15 protein-coding genes are annotated in these 16,884 nt (G+C 37.8%); 10 read left to right on the top strand and 5 right to left on the bottom strand.

What is annotated here, in order from left to right; all coding sequences use genetic code 11:
- Positions 1-11: 11 nt before the first annotated feature.
- The 4 genes from argC to fahA all read right to left on the bottom strand — a co-directional run bounded on the left by argC (position 12) and on the right by fahA (position 4,621).
- Positions 12-989: an N-acetyl-gamma-glutamyl-phosphate reductase gene (argC, locus tag ABS768_RS08270; protein ID WP_408074489.1), complete on the bottom strand. Its 978-nt coding sequence runs from the start codon at positions 987-989 to the stop codon at positions 12-14.
- Positions 982-2,175, bottom strand: a complete 1,194-nt coding sequence (locus tag ABS768_RS08265) for an argininosuccinate synthase (RefSeq protein ID WP_408074488.1) — start codon at positions 2,173-2,175, stop codon at positions 982-984. Before ABS768_RS08265 ends, argC begins: the two co-directional genes overlap by 8 nt.
- Positions 2,175-2,798 (bottom strand): GNAT family N-acetyltransferase, encoded by a 624-nt coding sequence (locus ABS768_RS08260; protein ID WP_408074487.1) that lies wholly within the window; start codon positions 2,796-2,798, stop codon positions 2,175-2,177. The genes ABS768_RS08265 and ABS768_RS08260 overlap by 1 nt, the downstream gene beginning before the upstream one ends.
- 536 nt (positions 2,799-3,334) lie before the next feature.
- The gene (gene fahA, locus ABS768_RS08255) at positions 3,335-4,621 is read right to left on the bottom strand and encodes a fumarylacetoacetase (RefSeq protein WP_408074486.1); all 1,287 of its coding nucleotides are present in this window, start codon (positions 4,619-4,621) and stop codon (positions 3,335-3,337) included.
- A 112-nt stretch (positions 4,622-4,733) separates the two neighbouring features.
- On the opposite strand from fahA, the gene glyA reads away from it, so the two are divergent.
- Positions 4,734-6,008 (top strand): serine hydroxymethyltransferase, encoded by a 1,275-nt coding sequence (glyA, locus tag ABS768_RS08250; RefSeq protein ID WP_408074485.1) that lies wholly within the window; start codon positions 4,734-4,736, stop codon positions 6,006-6,008.
- Positions 6,009-6,202: 194 nt separating this feature from the next.
- Complete coding sequence (locus ABS768_RS08245) at positions 6,203-6,637, top strand: hypothetical protein (protein ID WP_408074484.1); 435 nt, start codon at positions 6,203-6,205, stop codon at positions 6,635-6,637.
- Between the two features lie 117 nt (positions 6,638-6,754).
- Here ABS768_RS08245 and ABS768_RS08240 read toward each other — a convergent pair whose 3' ends face one another.
- Positions 6,755-7,327 carry a pentapeptide repeat-containing protein gene (locus ABS768_RS08240; RefSeq protein WP_408074483.1) on the bottom strand — a complete coding sequence of 191 codons (573 nt, stop codon included), beginning with the start codon at positions 7,325-7,327 and terminating at the stop codon, positions 6,755-6,757.
- Positions 7,328-7,450: 123 nt separating this feature from the next.
- On the opposite strand from ABS768_RS08240, the gene ABS768_RS08235 reads away from it, so the two are divergent.
- From ABS768_RS08235 to ABS768_RS08200, 8 genes are all read left to right on the top strand, one after another.
- Positions 7,451-7,891, top strand: coding sequence for a hypothetical protein (locus ABS768_RS08235; protein ID WP_408074482.1), 441 nt, complete (start codon positions 7,451-7,453; stop codon positions 7,889-7,891).
- 31 nt (positions 7,892-7,922) lie between these two features.
- Positions 7,923-8,504 carry a Crp/Fnr family transcriptional regulator gene (locus ABS768_RS08230; protein ID WP_408074481.1) on the top strand — a complete coding sequence of 194 codons (582 nt, stop codon included), beginning with the start codon at positions 7,923-7,925 and terminating at the stop codon, positions 8,502-8,504.
- A 65-nt stretch (positions 8,505-8,569) separates the two neighbouring features.
- Positions 8,570-9,025 carry a DoxX family protein gene (locus ABS768_RS08225; RefSeq protein WP_408074480.1) on the top strand — a complete coding sequence of 152 codons (456 nt, stop codon included), beginning with the start codon at positions 8,570-8,572 and terminating at the stop codon, positions 9,023-9,025.
- A 128-nt stretch (positions 9,026-9,153) separates the two neighbouring features.
- The gene (locus ABS768_RS08220; RefSeq protein WP_408074479.1) at positions 9,154-9,882 is read left to right on the top strand and encodes a DUF2092 domain-containing protein; all 729 of its coding nucleotides are present in this window, start codon (positions 9,154-9,156) and stop codon (positions 9,880-9,882) included.
- Positions 9,883-9,902: 20 nt separating this feature from the next.
- On the top strand, positions 9,903-10,853 hold the full coding sequence (locus ABS768_RS08215) for a DUF6515 family protein (RefSeq protein ID WP_408074478.1): 951 nt from the start codon (positions 9,903-9,905) through the stop codon (positions 10,851-10,853).
- 32 nt (positions 10,854-10,885) lie between these two features.
- Positions 10,886-11,953, top strand: coding sequence for a DUF481 domain-containing protein (locus ABS768_RS08210; protein WP_408074477.1), 1,068 nt, complete (start codon positions 10,886-10,888; stop codon positions 11,951-11,953).
- A 340-nt stretch (positions 11,954-12,293) separates the two neighbouring features.
- Positions 12,294-13,736 carry a sodium:solute symporter family protein gene (locus tag ABS768_RS08205; RefSeq protein ID WP_408074476.1) on the top strand — a complete coding sequence of 481 codons (1,443 nt, stop codon included), beginning with the start codon at positions 12,294-12,296 and terminating at the stop codon, positions 13,734-13,736.
- Positions 13,737-13,859: 123 nt separating this feature from the next.
- Complete coding sequence (locus ABS768_RS08200; RefSeq protein ID WP_408074475.1) at positions 13,860-16,877, top strand: BspA family leucine-rich repeat surface protein; 3,018 nt, start codon at positions 13,860-13,862, stop codon at positions 16,875-16,877.
- Positions 16,878-16,884: the final 7 nt, after the last annotated feature.

The following is a 16,884-nucleotide window of genomic DNA, read 5'->3' as shown; positions in this document are numbered from 1 at the left end:
TTTAGAATTAATTAAAAACCTGTAGCCTTAAGCTGTAGTCCGGTGGTTTCATCCAACCCGAACATCAGGTTCATGTTTTGTATTGCCTGTCCCGAAGCGCCTTTTATCAGGTTATCTATTACCGATGTGATTAAAAGGTAATCGCCTTTTTGCTCCAGGCTTATAAAGCATTTGTTAGTTTGCACCGCCAGTTTCAGATGAATACTATCGTTAGTTACCCTAACAAAAGGTTCGTTACTGTAATAGTTTTTATACAGTGCTGTAACCTCATCTAAGCTTTTGTTCACTTTCGTATATAATGTGGTAAATATCCCACGGGTAAAATCGCCACGGTTTGGTATGAATACTACTTCCTGATCAAAACCATTTTGCAGATGCTCAAGGCTTTGAATGATTTCTCCCATATGCTGATGCTCAAAAGCCTTATAATGCGACATATTACCAATACGCCAGGGGTGGTGTGAAGTAGCCGATGGCTGTACTCCCGCACCCGTACTTCCTGTGGTAGCATTGATATGTACCGCATTGTTTAGCAGCCTGTTTGCGGCAAGTGGTAATAAGGCCAACTGTATTGCTGTGGCAAAACACCCCGGATTGGCAATGTACTGTGCCTGTTTAATGTTATACTTATTCAGTTCCGGAAGGCCGTAAACAAAGCTTTTACCATTAAAAGCAGCATCTTTCTCTAAACGGAAATCGTTTCCTAGATCAATTATCCTAGTACTTTCTGAAAAGGTATTGGCTTTCAGAAAAGCGATTGACTTACCATGTCCCAGGCAAAGGAAAACCACATCTACATTCGGGTTAACCATATCGGTAAAGTTAAGTTCAAGGTCGCCAAACAGGTCCTGATGCACAATTGATATCGGACTGCCCGCGTTTGTTGTGCTGTAAACAAAATCAATGTTCGCCTGCGGATGATGTACCAGCAGTCGTAACAGTTCGCCTGCCGTGTAGCCTGATCCGCCTATAATACCAATGTTAATCATAGCTTTCTCCGTTTACCTGTGCATAAATGTTTTGTGCGTTCCCTAATATCTTAATGAAGCCTTTGGCATCATCTGATGTCCAGACGTTGTTCACTTCACCATACTGCCCGAATTTGGTGTTCATCAAATCGTGAGCCGACTCAATTCCATCAAGGGTAAAGTGATACGGTTTAAGGCTTACCGTTACTGTACCTGTTACCGTTTTTTGAGTGTCCTCTAAAAACACTTCCACATTTCTCATTACCGGATCAAGGTATTGTCCTTCATGGAAAAGCATTCCGTACCAGTTGCCCAGTTGCTCTTTCCAGTACAGCTGCCATTTGCCCAGCACGTGTTTTTCCAAAAGGTGGTGCGCCTTGATTATGATAAGCGGAGCCGCCGCCTCAAAACCTACACGTCCTTTAATGCCTATAATGGTGTCGCCCACGTGTATATCCCTGCCTATGGCAAAGGCAGAAGCCAGTGCTTCAAGTTTCTGGATATTAACCGAAGGCTTATCAAATTTGTTATTGATACCTGTAAGTTCTCCTTTTTCAAAGTGAAGCACAACTTTTTCAGGTTGTGTTTTTGTTAAAGGAGAAGGGTAGGCTTCTTCCGGTAACGGTTGTGATGAGGTTAGGGTTTCCTTACCACCTACGCTGGTACCCCATATCCCCTTGTTAATAGAGTACTGTGCTTTTTCCCAGCTGTACTCCACACCGTTTTCCTGTAGGTAAGCCACTTCTTCCTGACGCGTAAGTTTAAGGTCACGTATAGGGGTAATGATAGTCATTTCCGGAGCTATGGTTTGGAATACGATATCAAAACGGATTTGGTCGTTACCTGCCCCAGTACTGCCGTGAGCAATGGCTTCGGCACCTACGCTTTTTGCATATTTAACCGTTTCCAGTGCCTGGAAAACCCTTTCGGCACTAACAGAAAGCGGGTAGGTATTGTTTTTAAGCACGTTGCCAAATACAAGGTACTTAATTGCTTTTTCGTAATATTTATCAATAATATCAAGGTTTACGTGGTGAGCACTTCCCAGTTCGTAAGCCCTTGTTTCTATACCGTTTAATTCTTCAGGCGTAAAACCGCCTGTGTTTATAAGTATGGTATGCACTTCATACCCCAGTTCGTTTTTTAGGTACTTAAGGCAGTAAGAGGTATCAAGACCGCCGCTGTAGGCTAAAACTACTTTTTTCATTATACTTTTTCTTTTTTAAGGAAAAGTGCCAGCTTTATATTTTTAAGCCTTAGCAGCACTTTTTTGTTAAACGTGTATTTTTCTTCTGTTTTCTTTTTGGCGGGGTCATACAGCATACCGGTACAAAGGCACATTTTGTACTCTTTGCGCTCCAGTATATCGAAGTTTGAACAGCCACGGCATCCGTTCCAAAAGCTTGGATCATCTGTAAGTTCACTAAAAGGCACCGGCTTGTAGCCCAAATCAGAATTGATTTTCATAACGGCCAGCCCTGTGGTGATACCAAATATTTTTGCTCCCGGATATTTTTCCTGAGAGTATTTGAATACTTTTTCCTTTATTTTTTTTGCAAGGCCCAGCGCCCTGTAATCAGGATGCACTATAAGGCCTGAGTTAGCCACAAACTTGCCGTGAGACCAGCTTTCTATATAGCAGAAGCCTGCAAACCTTCCGTTTACGGTTGCTACCACAGCATCGCGGTTCTCCATTTTCTTCATAACATACTCAGGGGTTCTTCGGGCAATACCCGTACCTCTTTGTACGGCAGAAGCGTTGATGGTTTCACAAATTTCTTCTGCAAATTTGTAGTGCTCTTCGTGAGCTATTACAATAGATACATTCATTTCAGTACTAATAGAAATAAATTAATATATGATCAATAAAATAAACAGGGTAAAACGGAACCGGACGGACCGGACCATAGTGATATTGCAGACCTTACGGCCTGAATCGTCGTCGATTCTCTAAAGAATTAGGATTAGATATAAAAGAATGGCCTTTTACTGCAGGCCTTAAAAAAACAGATAGTGTTTTCAATTCCGTTAAAATAAAATTAATACTAAATAAAGTACACCCAGTATGTGGCAGGTATAGTTATACCAACCGCACAACCCGGTAGTTAAGCCGGATAGCTGTTTGATTTTTAGGGAGTTTAGTATTAAATCTATTTTTATTCATCGTTGCAAATTTATAACTTAAATTAAACGATGGCTGTTAAATTTTATGTAAGCCTGTATTTTTAACTAAAAAAAGGAAAAATCGGATTTTGATTTAATATTTTAAATTTTTTTGAGGTCAAAATTTTTAAATATTAATTTTTTTAAGCTAAAAAAATAGTGGAGTAGTATAAAAAAGCCCCTCAAACGAGGGGCTTTAAGTATTATTTTTTGCTGAAAGGCGGCAATAATTTGCTGCTTACCTCACCAAACCCGATTCTGATATCATCGTTTTGACAGTAGCCTCGCATAATTACGGTATCTCCGTCTTCAATAAATTTACGTTCTTCTCCATTACTTAATTTAAGTGGATTTTGTCCACCCCATGTAAGCTCCAGCATAGACCCGAAACTGTCTGGTGTTGGTCCCGAAATAGTACCGCTACCCATTAGGTCACCAGAGTTAACACGGCAACCGTTTACAGTATGGTGAGCCAGTTGCTGAGACATACTCCAGTACATGTACTTAAAGTTAGAGTTACATATAATGGTTTCTTCTCCGTTTTCAGGAGCTAAACCTACCTGTAACTTAATATCAAAAGCGTGCTCTCCTGTTTGCTGAAGGTACTCTAATGGCTTAGGGTCATTTTGCTCCGGCCCTGCTGTACGGAATGGCTCAAGCGCATCCAGTGTTACAATCCAGGGAGACATTGATGATGCAAAGTTCTTAGCAAGGAACGGGCCTAATGGCACATATTCCCATTTTTGAATATCACGTGCACTCCAGTCGTTAAACAGTACCATACCAAAAATGTGGTCTTCTGTTTCATTTACCGGGATTGGTTCTCCCATTATGTTGGCATCTGTAGTGATGAAAGCCATTTCAAGCTCAAAGTCAACCCTTTTTGAAGGACCAAATACCGGTTGGGTTTCTCCCGGAGGAAGTGTTTGCCCGTTAGGACGGTGTACCGGTATACCCGATGGTACAATGGTAGAGCTCCTACCGTGGTAACCTACCGGAATGTGCAGCCAGTTTGGTAAAAGGGCGTTATCCGGATCACGGAACATTTTACCTACGTTTGTAGCATGCTCGCGGCTTGAGTAAAAATCGGTATAATCACCAATAAGTACCGGAAGCTGCATTTCCACATCCTTAATGTCAAATATTACTACTTCCCTGTGTTTCTCGTTGTCCCTAAGTTTAGGGTTGTTAATGTCGAAAATATCCGCAATGCGATTCCTTACCAAACGCCAGGTTTTTTTACCGTCTGATATGAAGTCGTTAAGGGTATCCTGCATGAACATATCGTCTGTAAGCTCTATGCCTTCAAAATAGTTTAACTGTTGCAGTGCACCAAGGTCTATTGCGTAGTCTCCTATTCTTGTTCCTATAGTAATTACGTCGTCTTTAGTGATAAAAACGCCAAAAGGAATATTCTGTATAGGGAAATCGCTGTTTTCGGGTACATTAAGCCACGATTTTCTGGAAGGGTCGTTTGCTGTTAATGTCATATTACTTTGTTTGTGTATGATTTTGTTATTCAATTATCAAATATACTTTGCTATATCGTTTTGACAAACGATTTTTTGTATTTTTGACGGCAAATTAACGAAAAAATATAAAATGCTACGCGACGAACAAATTTTCGACCTGATCCTTGAAGAACAAGACAGGCAGATTAACGGACTGGAACTTATTGCATCAGAAAACTTTGTGAGCGACCAGGTAATGGAAGCAGCGGGTTCTGTACTTACTAATAAATATGCCGAAGGTTATCCGGGAAGGAGATATTATGGCGGATGTGAGGTAGTAGATGTTATCGAGCAAATTGCCATTGACAGGGCGAAAACCTTGTTTGGTGCTGAGTATGCAAACGTACAGCCACACTCTGGTTCTCAGGCTAATGCTTCTGTTTTCCACGCTTGCCTTAAACCGGGTGATAAAATATTAGGTTTCGATCTTTCTCATGGAGGTCACCTTACTCACGGTTCTCCCGTAAACTTTTCGGGTAGGTTATACCAACCTGTGTTTTATGGTGTGGAAAAAGAAACCGGAAGACTTAATTACGATAAAATTCAGGAGATAGCTACACAGGAACAACCTAAAATGATTATTGCAGGTGCTTCTGCCTACTCTCGTGATATGGACTTTAAACGCTTTAGGGAAATTGCCGACAGCGTAGGTGCTTTACTTCTTGCCGATATTTCTCACCCTGCAGGACTTATTGCTAAAGGTCTTTTAAGTGATCCAATTCCTCACTGTCACGTTGTTACTACTACAACTCACAAAACCCTTAGAGGGCCAAGAGGTGGTATGATATTAATGGGTAAAGATTTTGAAAACCCTTGGGGTATCAAAACACCTAAAGGTGAAATAAGAATGATGTCTTCTTTACTTGATGCTGCTGTATTCCCAGGTAACCAAGGTGGTCCGTTAGAGCACATTATCGCTGCTAAAGCTGTTGCTTTTGGTGAGGCTTTAAGTGATGAGTTCTTCCGTTATACACTACAGGTACAGAAAAATGCTCAGGCTATGGCCGAAGCTTTTGTTAAGAGAGGATATGACATTATCTCGGGAGGTACAGATAACCACATGATGCTTATTGACCTTAGAAACAAAAACATTACAGGTAAAGAGGCAGAAAATGCTTTAGTAAAAGCTGAGATCACTGTTAACAAGAACATGGTTCCGTTTGACGATAAGTCTCCGTTTGTAACATCGGGTATCCGCGTGGGTACGGCTGCAATCACAACACGTGGTTTAGTAGAGGCTGATATGGAAACTGTTGTTGCTCTTATTGATAAGGTTATCACTAACTTTACTAATGAAGAAATTATTGAAGAAGTAGCCGATGAAGTAAACGGTATGATGGGTGAAAGACCTATTTTTGTTTACTAATCAAACACTATATAGTATATATAAAATCCCTCCTATAGGAGGGATTTTTGTTTTTATATAAATGCATTTTATCGATTAATTTCAAGTTTTACATTAGGCTTACTTAAATAAAATGTTTTGCAATACTTTCCTGTATAAAAACTTCTTAATTTTATAATGGAAAAAAACTTAATGTTAATCAAAACCAATAAGTTATGAGGAAGTATTACACACTTTTATTACTACTTTTTACAATAGCTGCTGCCAATGCCCAGAGTTTTGGCAGGTCTGAACTAAAGGTAAACGGTACTTATGATATTAACATGCTTATTTATGATGTTTGGTTACGGCAGGGAACTACAGCAAATATTACAATGCGCTTTAACCAGACTCCCGAAGGCATAACAAAAGCATTAGCAATGGTAAACAGAATGCTTAATGAGAACGGACGCTTTATTGAGAACCCTGATATTTTTAACAGTTTTGAAGGAAAGGATTTAGACCGTAAGAATCCGGATAAAATTCATTACTCGGTACAGGCAGGAAATTCCCGTATTAATGAGGGGTGGGTGCTTGACGACGGATCAGTATTACAGCTTTTGTTGGGTGCGTGTAACTATGAGGTTAATGTTTTAAATGCCTATAAATAAAAAAGACCCGTGGGTGGAAGCCCCTGGGTCTTTAAATTGTTGGCCCATAACATGACCAGCAATGAGCGGCAAATGTATTGCTAAAATTCGATTAACACTACAAAAATCTGCTTTATTTTATTTAATTATTATTTCGTGTTTCGTTAGTAACCCCTTAAGTCCTGACTCTGAAAATATTGCCTTTTTAAGTTTATTCTTTTCGGGATCGATAGTGTAGTTGTAACTGGTTGAAAAATCGGTTTTATTGGCAATTGTATCCAGAAATACGGTTTTGTGAAGGTTACAATTATCAAATATTACGTCGGTAATATCGGCATTCATAAAGTCAGATGCTATAATCTGGCATCCGGTAAATACCGTTCCCCTCATTTTAAGGGTATAAAACTTGGTATAATCCAGTATACATTTTTTAAATTCAAATTTAAAGAGCAGGGTGTCTACCATGGCAAAATTTACTCCTGTAAAGTTACATCCTGTAAACATCACATCCCTAAATGATACATAGTTGATTTTTGCTTCGGTAAAGTTACAGTTTACAAATTCGCAGTCGGTAAATGCTACCCCAAGGTAATTACACTGTGTGAAGTCGCAGTTAGTAAAAGTACAGCGTTCGTAATCCTTGTACATAATATCATCAGGGCCAAATACTGTATTGTTTATTTGTGTGTCGAGTATATAGTTTGCAGACATATTTTTTGTATTAAAGGCGGCAAGTTAACTATTAACGGGGCTTATTTTGTGATTTTGTTAAAACAAAATGAATGTTAGATTAGCTAACTTAGTAGGAACTAATAAATAATTAAAACTAAAAACATGAAAAAGATTGTAGTAACATTCATTTTTTTATTAGGAGCATTAACGATGCAGTCTCAAACTTTTGGTGCCAGCGGACTTAGTGTTAAAGGAGATTATTCATCTGCTAAAGCAGATTATAATAAGTGGTTAAGAATAGGGAATACCTTTGATGCGACCATGAAATTTGAACAAACCGAACAGGGACTTGACCAGGCAGTAGCTTTAGTACAGCGTATGCTTATTGAAAATGATCTTGATGTAGGAAGACCTGATGTTTACAAAAGTGTTGGTGCTGAAGGAACAGCAAATAAAAGTTCTAAAGATTTAAATGAACTTATAATGAAAGGTAAAGCAAGGGTTAATATGGCATGGTTCTCTCCCGATGGTTCTACACTGCAACTGTTTTTAGATAAGAACAGTTATGAGGTTAACGTAATGAATGCCTACAAAGTAAGATAAATATGTATCTTAGGTTCCCTAATCGGGAAATATGGATTCTCTTAAAAAACTACAACAAACCGTTTTCAGTCTGCACCAGTTACCTGAGGCAGACTGGGATATGTTTGCCCAAATACTTACCTACAAAACCTATAAAAAAGGAGATACCTTAATTAAGGAAGGAGAACTGGAACACTATATTTACTTTTTGGAAAAAGGAACAACCCGTAACTACTTTTTAAAAGAAGGGAAGGAGTTTACTGTGGCTTTTCACTTTTCGGGTGAATTTGTTACGGCCTTTTATTCCCTTATAACTGGTGCGGCAAGTATAGTTACTATTGAGCTTTTAGAAGATGCCGAAGTGGTAGTTATACCTTACAGGGATTTAGAAATGTTTTACCAAAAATCATTTCATGGTGCCACGGTAGGTAGGAAAATGGCAGAGATGCAGTATGCTCACAGGCTTGAAAAGGAAATGGAATTACTTTCACTAACTGCGGAAGAGCGCTATGTAAGACTTATGGAAAGAAACCCTGAGCTTGTGGCTGCTATTTCTGTAAAGCATCTTTCTTCCTATTTAGGGATACAACCCGAAAGCCTTAGTAGGATTAGAAAACAATACGCACGAAACTAACATACATCATTTTTTATCATCTATAACAGTCCCAATTTTGTATTAATCAAAAAACGGACAGTTATATGGATGTATTAATAGTACTTTTTACGACTTTTATTGCCGGTATCCTGATAAGTAAGCTTACCAAAAGAGATTTTAAATGGCGCTTTAGCGGTAATCTGGCTATGTGTTGTATGTTGTGCTTTACAGGTGTAGGACACTTTTTGTTTACTAAAGGAATGGCGATGATGCTCCCTTCAGTAGTGCCTTACAGGGAGGCTTTAGTATACATAACAGGAGTGGCAGAGTTTATATTTGGTGTACTTTTATTATTTCCTGCCTACAGGAAAACTACGGGTATTATTATAATACTGTTTTTCATTCTTATACTTCCGGCAAATATTTATGCATCCCTGCATAATGTAAACCTAATGGAGGCAAATTATACTGGTAAAGGCATAACTTATTTGTGGTTTAGGGTTCCGTTACAGGTATTTTTAATTGTATGGGTTTATGTGTTTTCTATAAGGAAAATGTAGTATTTTGATTACGAATGGTTTGATTTATTATTTGTTTTAATTCTGTTTAAAATTTTGTTAAACGTATAGGTATTTGTGTTAAATGCTTAATAAATAAGTATATTTAATAGGAATTTCAAACCCAAACCATGATAAATAAATACCTGCTTTTAGCATTATTTATCCCTTTTGTAATGTTTGCTCAAAACACAAAAGTGGATTCGATAGCCGTTCTTGTTACAGATAGGATGAGCGATGTGATTGGTGACTTGACTTCCTGCAGTTTTAAGATGGAAGCCTCGATGGATGAAACAGGACAGTACGGACTGGAAAAAAGATTTACTTCATACCAGGTATACCTAAAAGGGCCAGACCGGCTTTTGGTTCAGGCAAGGGGAGACAAATCCCACAAAGGGTATTGGTATAATGGTGAACATTTGGTTTACTATTCCTACAGGGAGAATAACTATTCGGTTATTGCTGCTCCCGATTCTACACTAACAGCCATAGAAAAAATTCATAACGACTACGGGATTGAATTTCCTGCAGCCGATTTTTTCTTTCCTGCCATAACCGATGATATACTCGAAAACTTCCCTGTGTTTGTTTACCTGGGCAGTAAGTATATTAACGGGAAAGAATGTTTCCATTTAATGGCAGATAATGATAAGATGAATTTTCAGGTATGGGTATCTAATGATGCCTATACACTCCCTATAAAGTTTTCCATTACTTACAAGGACCGGGAAGGCACCCCTCAGTACAACGCCACTTTTTCTGAATGGAATCTTAATCCTGATTTGCCCGATGTGCTTTTTGATTTTATTCCGCCTCCCGATGCCGGCCAGATTGCTATTTTACCAATGCAAGATGAGTAACCAACCTAAAATCCTTACTTATGGAAACGACTAATAAATTACCAATACGATATTTACTGGGTGCTTTTTTAGCTTGTGTGTTAATGCTTCCTGTTGAAAGCATTGCACAGCGTTTGCCTCATAGAGGAGGGAACGGAAGAGCTGCACCAGCACACAGAAGTGCACCAGCAAGGCAAGCCCCTTCGCGACAGGCTCCTTCAAGAACAAAGCAGGCTACAAGGCAAGTCCCATCCAGACAACAAAATACAAGGCAGGCTCCGTCTCATAATAATTCAAGACCTACTATAAATGGAGGAAGTAGAAAATCAAACAACAGGAATTCTACTTCTAATCACCATACCACACCAAGCAGAGGCGGACATAATAAGGTAAATGTTTCTAACAACAAAAGAGGTGATGTGAATATTAATATTGATAATAGCATGCATACTGTTGTAAGATCAAACAGAGTAGCTTATACAAGGCCCCCTTATCGATACGGAGGCAGAGGTTTTTATTGTTATCATCCCTATTATTACCATCCGTTCCGTCCGTTTTACTGGGGACCTGTATGGCATCCTTGGGGATATTTTGTTGCAAGCCTAGCCACTACTGCAATAATAATATCTATAGAGAATCAAAAATACCACTATGACCAGGGAGTTTATTATGTAGAAAGCAACGGAGGTTATACTGTAGTACAGGCACCTGTAGGAGCAACCATAAAGGTATTACCCGAAGGGTCTCAAACAGTAACGGTTAACGAAACCACAAATAATTATTACTACGGAGGTACCTATTATGAAAAGTCAGACGGAGGTTATACGGTTGTGCCCCCTACAGCCGGAACTGTTGTCGAAAACCTGCCCGAAGGAGCAGAAGAAACCAGAGTTGGCGACCAAACCTATGTAAAATATGGTGAGACCTACTACCAACCGGTACAGGTTGACGGAAAGAACATGTATGAAGTAGTAGAAGTAAAGCAAGAATAATCTTATATTTATACCCCACATAATTTAAGCTGATGACCCACACTAAAAATTGGCTTAGCAATATAACCCCACGTTTTCATATTACCCTTTTCTGGGTGGTATGCCTATGTTGTTGTTTTAATGCTCACGCCCAGAAGAACGATACCATTATCCTTAAAAATAAGGATAGGCTTATCGGAGAGATTAAAGAGATGGACAAAGGTGTCCTTATTATTGAAACAGACTACAGTGATAGTGATTTTAATGTCAAATGGCTTGATATTAAGCAACTGAACAGTAAGCAAACATTTCTTATAACCCTCAGGAACGGAGACAGGTTAAACAGTATGCTGCAAACCGACTCTATAAACGGGGGCAGGGTAGTGTTGTATGATGTAACCGAAAAGAAATACATCTATACATCGGTACATGATATTGTGTATGTGAAATCCATTAAACAGGGCTTTATTTCCAGGCTTGATGCCTCTTTATCTATAGGGGTAAACCTAACTCAGAGTAACAACTTCAAGCAGTTTACTATGAGGAGTACCTTAGGTTATACGGCAAACTACTGGAGTATGCAGGGGAGTTATAATGCTATCAAAACAAAGCAGGATAATAGTAATGATATTAGCCGAACAGACGCCAGCCTTGGACTAAGGGTATTTTTAAAACGCGATTATTTTCTAAACCTTTCGGGTGAACTGCTTCAAAACGATGAGCAGCAGTTGGATTTGAGGCTAACTACCAAACTGGGTTTTGGTAAATATTTTGTACATACTAACAAGCTGTACTTTGGCGGAGTAATAGGTGTTGCGTGGAATAATGAGAGGTATGAACCTATACTGAATTCTGACAGGAATAGTGCCGAGGCATTTAGTGGCATTGAGCTTAATATGTTTGATATTAAAGATTTCAGCCTGTTAACCAATGCAGTGGTTTATCCCAGTTTAACAGAGAAACACAGGGTTAGGAGTGATATAAAACTCGACCTGAAATATGATTTGCCTCTTGAGTTTTTTATTAAATTCGGGTTTACATATAATTACGACAGAAGGCCGCCGGAAGGTGCCAACAAGGAAGATTATGTTCTCCAGGCTACATTTGGCTGGGAACTATAATTTGTGTTAGTTTTTTTAACAATCCCCTGTCTATAAGCAGGGGATTGTTTTTTTATAACCCGTTTTAAAAACAAACTGCAGGAGGCTTTACTATGGGGAGTTTTGGGTTATATTTTTTTAGGCGAGCCTAAATTATTATATTTGCTGACATTCAATCGCTTTTTAGAATTGCATATCGCATTCTTCATGCCTTTCAGCCCTTATCTGTATTACCAAAATTTAGTATCTGTGTGGTAATTGGGGCTTATTACAAAAAAGGCTATTAGCATATATAAGTAAAACTAATAATGGGAATATGTATATATCCTCATGTATAAATACGCTAAAATTTTTTTAAATAATGGAAATACACATTGTTGATTTAATAATATTTATAGTTTACCTGATAGTAATGCTGGGTGTTGGCTTCTATTTTATGGGGCGTAACAAATCTAAAGATGATTATTATGTAGGAGGCAGAAACATGTCGGCAGGTCATATAGGACTTTCGGTAGTAGCGACCGATGTAGGCGGAGGTTTCTCCATAGGCTTGGGAGGTCTTGGTTTCATGATGGGGCTATCGGGTAGCTGGATGCTTTTTACAGGACTCTTGGGGGCATGGTTAAGTGCAGTATTATTAATTCCTAAAATATATCCTGTGGCAAGGGAGAACAAATTCCTTACATTTCCTCAGTCACTGGCACATCATTATAACGGTAAAGTGGCTCTTATAGCCGGGTTTATTTCCCTTATAGGCTATGTAGGCTTTACCAGTTCACAAATATTGGCAGGAGCCAAGTTGGTAGAGGCAACATTTCCTTCGGTATCCATTAATATGGCAGTACTTATAATGGGGGTAATTGCTGTAGTTTATACGGCTGTAGGAGGTATTAAGGCTGTAATTTATACCGATACCATTCAGTGGATAATACTTATGGGCGGACTCATATTTATTGGTATTCCGGTAGGGTATGCTTATATAGGCGGATGGGAAGCTATTAGTAAAACCGTTCCGGCAGAATTTATGTCGTTATCCAACCTTTCATTCGTACAGTTTTTTAACTGGCTTATTACCATTGTACCTATATGGTTTGTGGGGATGACTTTGTACCAACGTATTTTTGCCTGCAGAGATGTAAAAACGGCTAAAAAAGCATGGTTTATTGCGGGCTTGTTTGAATGGCCTATTATGGCTTTTATGGGAATAGCCCTGGGGCTTTTTGCAAGGGTAGGTTATGAGCAGGGATTGTTTACTGCCATAGGTTATGCACCCGGTACACAACTGGATGCCGAGCTTGGGTTACCATTATTTTTAAGAACAATATTACCGGTAGGATTGATGGGGCTTATGCTTTCGGCTTACTTCTCGGCTATTATGTCTACTGCCGATAGCTGTTTGATGGCTGCTTCGGGTAACTTTACTACCGATATTTTAGAATACTTTAAAGGTACCAGAAAGTTCGGACACATAAAATACTCTCAAATTATTACTTTAATAATAGGGGCATTAGCCATTATACTGGCGACCAATATGCAAAATGTACTGGAACTAATGTTGTACTCGTATGCCTTTATGGTATCGGGGTTATTAGTGCCTGTTTTGGGTACGTTATTACTCAAAAAGCCATCAGCAAGGGCTGCTGTAGTGGCTATGGTTGTGGGCGGACTTACAACACTAATCCTTATTATCACCCAGGTAAAATTGCCATTGGGGCTTGATGCTAACTTTTTTGGTATCGCCGCTTCGTTCATATCATTTGTACTAATACAATATACCGATAAGCCAAAAGGTGTGGTAGCGTAGTATAAATTAGAATTTAAATTGATTAAAAGTCCTGCTTATAAAGCGGGACTTTTTTTGTAAGTCAAAATGTTAAAACTTATATGTAAAGTGTTATATTGCAAGGTATAAACCAATCTTTAAATTATGAAAAAAAACTACCTTACTTTACTTTTATTTTTTTTAACGTCTTTTATTTATGCTCAGGAGCCATTTGTTACGGTATGGCAACCACTTTATAACTGGAGTATAACTATTCCGGCTGTTTATGATGCAAATAATAATTATACTGTTGATTTTGGTGATGGAACAATATTAACTAATCAAACAGGTCCGTGTACTCATACCTATGAGGAGTCAGAGGTATTAAACCCATATACGGTTACCATATCCGGTACTCTTGGAAGACTTGATTTTTCAACGTTAAGTGTTGATGAGGCCGAAAAACTGATTGAAATACAGCAATGGGGGGATATACCTTGGACTAGTATGGAAAATACCTTTAATGGTTGTGTTGGTTTTAATTTATCTGCTACAGATGCACCAAATTTGAGCCAGGTAACAAGTACAGAGGGGATGTTTTATGGGGTTAATATTAGTTTTGGTATTCTTGATTTGGATAACTGGGATGTTTCTAATATAATCAATATGAAAAATATGTTCAGAGAAGCTTCTTTTTCCAGTATTCTTTTTGATACTTGGGACGTATCTAATGTTACTAATATGGAAGGAATGTTTTCTGGTGTAATCTATTTTAATTCTCCTTTAAATAACTGGGATGTTTCTGGTGTCACTACTATGAAAGACATGTTTAACGGCTGCGTTACATTTAATCAGCCATTAGATAACTGGGATGTTTCTAATGTAGCAGATATGTCTAATATGTTTTGGAGCTGTAATATGTTTAATCAGCAATTAAATAGCTGGGACGTATCTGGTGTTACAGATATGTCTTTTATGTTTGCAGCTTGTCCATTTAATCAATCATTAAACAACTGGGATGTGTCCAGTGTTACAAATATGTCTAATATGTTTAGGAATGGTTCGTTTAACCAACCATTAAACAATTGGGATGTTTCTAATGTTATAAGTATGTCTCATATGTTTGAATATAATACAGCATTTGATCAGCCATTAGATAACTGGGATGTTTCTAATGTAACGGATATGTCTTTTATGTTTAGAGGTACTAATTTCAATCAGTCAATAGATAATTGGGATGTATCTAATGTTACTAATATGTCTAACATGTTTTTGAGCTGTGATATGTTTAATCAGCCATTAAATAGCTGGGACGTATCTAGTGTTACAGATATGTCTTTTATGTTTAAAACTGCAAATTTATTTAATCAGCCACTTGAAAACTGGGATGTTTCCAATGTTACTACTATGGAAGAAATGTTTTATTTTGCAACTTCATTTAATCAGCCATTAAATAACTGGGACGTTTCTAGTGTTACTAATATGGCTTATATGTTTTATGTTTCCAGTTCATTTGACCAACCATTAAATAATTGGGATGTTTCGAACGTTGTAGATTTTTCAGGTATGTTTACACAAGCATCTTCATTTAATCAGGATCTTTCCGCTTGGGATTTTACAAGTGTGGCTTTTAATTTTTATGGTTTAGTTTCCAGTACAGCCATTAGTACAGAAAATTATGATGCTTTACTGTATAAGTTTGCTCAATTACAGATAGAAAATCAGTTTTTAACATCACATGATCTTTATTATTGTGATACGGATGTTAGAGATTATCTTATAAATGATTTAGGATGGATGATTTTTGAAGATGCTTTAGGTGAAGAATGTCAGGGGAATACTATAAACGGAACTGTTTTATTTGATGAAGATAATAATGGCTGTGACAGTAATGATACTGCAATGGCTAATTTTTTAGTTAGGGCTAATAATGATGTGTTTAGTTATGCTACAACAGTAGAAATTGACGGGAGTTATGAGCTTAAAACTTATGCAGAAACAACATATGAAGTAGAAGTACTTGGAGTACCGGATTACTATACCATAGTACCTGAAACATCTGTAGTAAGCTTTACGGGGTTTGGTAATACAGAAGAAATTGGTTTCTGCGTGAGTTCAAATGAGGTTATTGAAGACTTAAGTGTTTTAATATTACCTGTAAACGAAGCCCGCCCCGGATTTGAAGCAGAATATCAGTTGGTTATTGAAAATTTAGGGATACAATCCATTCCTGCAGTAACAGTAAGCTTTACTTATGATGATGCAATGCAGTCTTTTGTTAGTGCTGTTCCTGCTGCATCATCAAATTCAGATAACGTATTAACTTTCGACTTAAGTGATTTCCAGCCTTTTGAAAGCAGGGTAATTGATATTACTATGGAAACATTTACACCTCCTACGGTTAACGGGGATGATATATTAAACTTTACCGCTACGGTAACTCCAAATGAAAATGATTACACTCCGCAGGATAATACTTTTGGATTTGAACAGATAGTAGTTAACTCTTTTGATCCTAATGATAAGAAAGTGGTTCAGGGTAGTGAGATTTACATTGAACAGGCTACAGAATATCTGGATTATATCATCAGGTTCCAAAATACAGGGACAGCAAGTGCAATAAACATAAGAGTTGAAGATATGCTTAGTGACGATGTAGACTGGAGTACGTTTAGACCTGTAAGTTCAAGTCATGATTACAGAATAGAAATAACTGATGATAACCATGTTGAATTTATTTTTGAAAATATAAATCTGCCTTTTGAGGGGGAAGATGAAGCAGGAAGTAACGGTTTTATCGCTTACAAGATAAAACCTGTTGCCGGACTTGAGGTAGGCGATATTATTCATAGTAATGAAGTGAATATTTATTTTGATTATAACCTGCCTATCGTAACCAATAGTGTTACTACACAAATAATAGAGTTGCTTGGTATTAGCGATAATATTCTAAACAAAAGTTTAGTACTATATCCAAATCCGGCTAATGATGTTCTTTATATTAAGGCAGAAAACAATGTGTTACCAGAAGAAGTTGTTATATACAACTTAGAGGGACGTGAATTAGTGTCGTTTAACCAGAACCTTGAGAGTATGGATATCTCTGACTTAAGTTCGGGAATCTATCTGGTTACAGTACAAACTAATAGTGGTAAGGCAGATTATAGACTTGTAAAAAAATAAAAGTATT

This window comes from Flavobacterium rhizophilum (assembly GCF_046000485.1).
GTDB classification, from domain to species: Bacteria; Bacteroidota; Bacteroidia; order Flavobacteriales; family Flavobacteriaceae; genus Flavobacterium; species Flavobacterium rhizophilum.
The sequence above is the reverse complement of the archived record's forward strand: the minus strand, read 5'-3'. Positions and strand labels throughout refer to the sequence as shown.

Bases quoted from the DNA above. Each gene is read 5' to 3' on its own strand.
- argC (WP_408074489.1), bottom strand. From the start codon at position 989: ATGATTAACATTGGTATTATAGGCGGATCAGGCTACACGGCAGGCGAA.
- ABS768_RS08265 (WP_408074488.1), bottom strand. From the start codon at position 2,175: ATGAAAAAAGTAGTTTTAGCCTACAGCGGCGGTCTTGATACCTCTTAC.
- ABS768_RS08260 (WP_408074487.1), bottom strand. From the start codon at position 2,798: ATGAATGTATCTATTGTAATAGCTCACGAAGAGCACTACAAATTTGCA.
- fahA (WP_408074486.1), bottom strand. From the start codon at position 4,621: ATGACATTAACAGCAAACGACCCTTCCAGAAAATCGTGGCTTAATGTA.
- glyA (WP_408074485.1), top strand. From the start codon at position 4,734: ATGCTACGCGACGAACAAATTTTCGACCTGATCCTTGAAGAACAAGAC.
- ABS768_RS08245 (WP_408074484.1), top strand. From the start codon at position 6,203: ATGAGGAAGTATTACACACTTTTATTACTACTTTTTACAATAGCTGCT.
- ABS768_RS08240 (WP_408074483.1), bottom strand. From the start codon at position 7,327: ATGTCTGCAAACTATATACTCGACACACAAATAAACAATACAGTATTT.
- ABS768_RS08235 (WP_408074482.1), top strand. From the start codon at position 7,451: ATGAAAAAGATTGTAGTAACATTCATTTTTTTATTAGGAGCATTAACG.
- ABS768_RS08230 (WP_408074481.1), top strand. From the start codon at position 7,923: ATGGATTCTCTTAAAAAACTACAACAAACCGTTTTCAGTCTGCACCAG.
- ABS768_RS08225 (WP_408074480.1), top strand. From the start codon at position 8,570: ATGGATGTATTAATAGTACTTTTTACGACTTTTATTGCCGGTATCCTG.
- ABS768_RS08220 (WP_408074479.1), top strand. From the start codon at position 9,154: ATGATAAATAAATACCTGCTTTTAGCATTATTTATCCCTTTTGTAATG.
- ABS768_RS08215 (WP_408074478.1), top strand. From the start codon at position 9,903: ATGGAAACGACTAATAAATTACCAATACGATATTTACTGGGTGCTTTT.
- ABS768_RS08210 (WP_408074477.1), top strand. From the start codon at position 10,886: ATGACCCACACTAAAAATTGGCTTAGCAATATAACCCCACGTTTTCAT.
- ABS768_RS08205 (WP_408074476.1), top strand. From the start codon at position 12,294: ATGGAAATACACATTGTTGATTTAATAATATTTATAGTTTACCTGATA.
- ABS768_RS08200 (WP_408074475.1), top strand. From the start codon at position 13,860: ATGAAAAAAAACTACCTTACTTTACTTTTATTTTTTTTAACGTCTTTT.